Origin of the sequence: Streptomyces sp. NPDC058964 (genome assembly GCF_042741275.1) — a bacterium.
Taxonomy (GTDB): Bacteria; Actinomycetota; Actinomycetes; order Streptomycetales; family Streptomycetaceae; genus Streptomyces.
Genome location: NZ_JBHYKH010000651.1, coordinates 1 through 4,424, shown reverse-complemented (window position 1 = coordinate 4,424; position 4,424 = coordinate 1). Strand labels below are relative to the sequence as shown.

Annotated in this window: 3 protein-coding genes; 1 reads left to right on the top strand and 2 read right to left on the bottom strand. The window is 65.3% G+C overall.

What is annotated here, in order from left to right:
- Nucleotides 1-694: 694 nt before the first annotated feature.
- Nucleotides 695-1,249, bottom strand: a complete 555-nt coding sequence (locus tag ACFW2E_RS42285; protein ID WP_384476107.1) for a hypothetical protein — start codon at nt 1,247-1,249, stop codon at nt 695-697.
- Nucleotides 1,250-3,017: 1,768 nt separating this feature from the next.
- On the bottom strand, nt 3,018-3,797 hold the full coding sequence (locus ACFW2E_RS42280; protein WP_384476104.1) for an Fpg/Nei family DNA glycosylase: 780 nt from the start codon (nt 3,795-3,797) through the stop codon (nt 3,018-3,020).
- Nucleotides 3,798-4,163: 366 nt separating this feature from the next.
- Between ACFW2E_RS42280 and ACFW2E_RS42275 the strand changes: the two genes are divergently transcribed.
- Nucleotides 4,164-4,424 (top strand): hemerythrin domain-containing protein (locus tag ACFW2E_RS42275; RefSeq protein WP_384476110.1); only part of this gene is annotated, 261 nt, incomplete at its 3' end.

Below are 4,424 nucleotides of genomic sequence, written 5' to 3'. Positions count from 1 at the left end.
CTGCACAACCTCGCCCTCGCCGGATAGCCGAACAGGCGGCACTGCAGCCGCCCATGCCACTCCCGACTCCAAGATCGTTACGGGACAAGCCTTAGATGGTGTGGTGACCTGCAGATATTCCGTCAGGCGCCAGAGAAGTGGGGACAGTTGTCGACGGGGGCCTTGGCGGGGTTGCGGGCGTGGTCGGGGATATCGCATCGCGACGCTGGTCGGGCCTTCATGGTCGAGGTTCGGGTCGGGTTAAGGGTGTGGGTTAGGTGGGATCGTGGGAGAGGGCGGCGGGCCTGGGTGCCTGGCTCTTCCGCGGCCCGCCAAAGGCTGGCGCAACGGCTTCACCGAGGCCGACTACGCACGCCTGCTCGACGCCGCACACAGCAGTTCGGCGACCCGATCGTCCGGGTCCGGGACAATCCGAACACGCACGCCAGCCGCACCATGCGGGAGCCGACCGACGCCCGATTATGGCCGGCCCTCTCCCAACTTCCCCTATGAACCGAGTTCAACCCGGTAGAGGGCGTCTGGTCGCACCTGCAACGGTCCCTGGCCAACCTCACCAAACAAAACACCGACCAGCTGACCGCGCTGGTGAAGAACCGGCTCAAACGGATGCAGTACCGACCCGGCCTCATCGAGGGCCTCATCAACAAGACCGGCCTCGGCTTCCAACCGCCGTGATTCCAGCCATTGAAGATCTCTAGCTGCCCGACGGACGCGCCCGCTGCCTTTTCCGCTCCACCAGGTAGCCGACCGCGGTCACGCCCAGTAGCACCAGCCCCATGGAAACCCCGCTGAAAAGCCAACTGATCGGAGTGCCTTTGGCTCTTTCCACACTCCAGAAGACCACCGACAGCACGCCCCAACCCCTGCACAGCTGTGCAAAGGCCCGTCCGAGCCCGCCGGGACGCGGACGGTGCGCGGGCAGACGGGCGGCGGGGTCGTAGCCGACGCGCTCGTAGTGCAATTGAGTCAGGCGCTCCAACCGCAGGCACAGTGCGAAGAACAGCATCAGCCCAGCGCCCAACAAGACCACCTGCAAGAAACGCCTCCCATCGGTGAATGCCCCGAAGGCCATGCCGCCGAGCGCCGCGAGCGGCAGTGCCAGGACAGCCGCGGAGCGCAGCGGGCGGCTGGCGACGCGAACCGCGATGGGCGCCGGCGGCCGGTACCTCCCGCCCGTGCCGAGATGCCGATCGGCTTTCAGGACCACCGTCAGCAGCAACATCTCCGCCTTCCGCAGCACCTGCAGCATCCGCTTCATAGGTCCCTCGCACGTCGACGATGCCAAATACACACCATGGACCATCGACAGGGCGGCAAGGTTGCCGTCGCTGTGCGATTCAGCCGGCAGCGGCCTCCACGGCCGCCCAGATCGGGGTCGGTCAGCGTCCGCACGCCAGCACAGACGCATGACGCCGAACCCCCCGCTGCAGCAGGGGGTTCGGCATGCAGTACCGCCCGGGCTTCAACGAGGGATTCGTCGCCAAGCCCGGACTCGACTTGTGACCGCCGTAACCCCAGCCCTCAAAGATCTCGAGTTCGAGACATAAGAACCGGCAACCACATGACAGTCGCAAGAAAAGGGGCCCATGATGCGCAGCTGACGATGCACTGAGGAACCATCTGACACAGTTCCTGAAGCAACATTGTCAACGCTTGAAAGAGCCCTTGGCGCTTTCTTTCGAGCTCCGCATCCTGCCCCGGGCTTCGAGAGCGGCGCCCTTCGCTGCGAGGGTATCTTTATGGACCGCGTGGGCCGCCTTCCGCACGCCCTTTCCAAGGATTTCCTCAGCTCTCCCCTTAAATTTCTCGCTTGCGCTCATCTCAGTAAACCTCCGCGCAGTGCACGTGCCCTTCAGTCGTGGGGTAAGACCATCTGCCGTCGGGCCGAGGTCAGCCACACCTGCCGCTATGTCTCGCCGGACCAAGTGCTCCATCACTCACCCTCGATGGTTGAGGCTGAGCCGGGCAGACATCGATCACTTCGGGTCATTTGTCCACAGGATGCAGATCCCTGATCATGTCGACCTCCGGGAGAAATAGCCCCTGAAAGCTGGGTACCCCACAGCAGAGCTGCATCACAGCCAGGACCTCGGCGCCGTCCCAGCCAGGGGCCACGGCTGACAGTTCGATCCGCTGATCATCCATGCCTGACGCCCTCCGGCCAGCTGACGCGATGTAGACGGGAGGATGCGAGCCGTGAGCCCGACAGATTCACGGGGGCATAGATGCGACGCCATGCCGTACCTTCCGATCCGGCGCGGCGGCCTCACAGCCCTCCGACGGGCTGCGACCCAGGGCCGAGGGTGCCCTTTCCAGCAGAAGCGACGCAAACCGCGTACGGAGAGGGACACCGGTACACGTCCTGCTCCTCGGGGAATAACCGGGCGACCAGGAGGACCGGGCGGGCAGACCATTCGTCAGTCCTGCTGGAAAGGTTCTGATAAATGCCCTGGCGGATGCAGGATGCGAGCTGACCTTGGCGGCGCCCCCGAAGCAGTGGTCGGGCTCGTGGCGACGATTCACCCCTCTGCCGTCCCCCGCGCCGGCGATCGCGACGCGGTGTACTCCGGCCTTGTCTCTGAGCTGAGCATGGTCGCCGGCGTGCTTTCCGATCCGAAGGACGCTCGACCAGCCTGACACCTTATATCCGGCGAGTTGCAGTGGAGTGGGCCATTTACCAGGAACAAGGCGCGAGCGCCACAGCATTAACCGGTGTGATCAAAGGAGAGCGACAACGAGACTGGCCACTTTCGGCGACGACGCAACCGCCACCAACAGCAGTGGCTTCATCGGCACCCACGGCTGGCGTTGGCGCCGGGCATACGGAGGAGGTTCCTCGGATCTTCGTCGAAGGCTGTCGGTGCCGATGCCACGCTGAGTTACATTGCCCCGCCTCGCCTCCCACCATGCGCACGGCTTTCATCCAGGTAAGGCAGCAGCTCTGGCTCCAGCTGCTTCTTCGCAGTACCCCATGGTCTACCTGCGCCCCACGGCTCCGCGCCGCGCACACCACCCGCTCAGGCCTGGCACACCGGACACCAGGTCGTGCGGCGCCCAGCGATACGGCTTGAACGCAGGGTCCGGCTGCACCGGGGGCACTCGGGCTCGTCGTCGTTCCTGCGCCCGGTGAGCCAGGAGCGCCGCGGCGGCACCCGCCCGGCCCGCACTGCGCTGCCGAGTACCCGGCCCATCGCCGTGTGTATCCGTCGAAGGTCCGCTTCGCTGAGGTTCCGCGCCGGGATCCGGGGGTGGACATGGGCCCTCCAAAGGATCTCGTCGCACAGGAGATTGCCGAGACCAGCAATGACGGACTGGTCCATCAGGGCACCCTTGATCGTGGCCCTGCGCCGGGTCAGCACTTCCAAGAACTCTGCCTGCGTCACGGTCAGGGCGTCTGGGCCCAAGGCGTCCAGAATCCGGGCGACAGCGTTCTCGTCAGCCAACCGAACGCCCTGCAGCTTGCGCTGATCGCGATAGCGCAGGCTCCTGGCATCATCGATGGTCAAGACGATGCGGTCATGCACGTCGATCGGTTCATCCCGCGCACAACACCGCAGCGAACCTGTCATCCCGAAATGGCAGACGAGGGTGCAGCCGTCTCCCATAGGCACGAACAACCATTTGCCGTGACGCCACGCCTTCCCGAGCCGTTTTCCCTTCAACTGCCCGCGAAGGCGCTGCGTCGTCACTCCGCGTAGCACCCCGGTGTCCCGCACATCGATGTCTGTAACACATCGACGACGGCCGCAGCTCATCAGTGCCTGGCGAAATCCTTCGACATCCGGAAGTTCGGGCATGAAACGACGAGTACCCGTACGGGACCGCGCCGGCACGCTCGGCGCATTTGGAGGCGCGCCCTAAAGGCTTCCGCACCGTCATACCTGGGCCTCCGGTAGTGGCCGCGCCGGAGCGGCCGCGTGCCAGGACAGCCGTCTGAGGCGGACCTGCTGGCGGAGCAGGCGGCGTCGCTGCTGCGCGGCGCACACAGGTCTGATGAGTCCTTCCGCTTGCTGAGAGCTGGCCTGCCGTCGCACGGACTTTGCCCACCGACCGGGTGAGGAGAACGCGCCAGGTTCACATCGCCGCCCCGCTGAGGGGATGACTGTCTGTCGGGGCGGGAACCCGGCCCCGACAACGACCGACGAGAGGCGGAATGCGCGATGGTGGGACACGGCGGAAATGTCATCGAGGAACTGATGACCGACCACCGCGAGGTCGAGGAGATCTTCGGCCGGATCGAGTCGATGCCCGATGGGGGAAAGCAACTGCGTGATCTCGTGGACGAGGTGACCATCGAGCTGGTGCGGCACTCGGTCGCCGAGGAACAGTACCTCTACCCGGCGGTGCGCGAACACGTCGAGGGCGGCGACCGGCTCGCGGACAAGGAGCTCGCGGATCACGGCCGGGTCGAGACGATCCTCAAA

Coding starts and splice junctions, on each gene's coding strand:
- ACFW2E_RS42285 (WP_384476107.1), bottom strand. CDS start 1,249: ATGCTGCAGGTGCTGCGGAAGGCGGAGATGTTGCTGCTGACGGTGGTC.
- ACFW2E_RS42280 (WP_384476104.1), bottom strand. CDS start 3,797: ATGCCCGAACTTCCGGATGTCGAAGGATTTCGCCAGGCACTGATGAGC.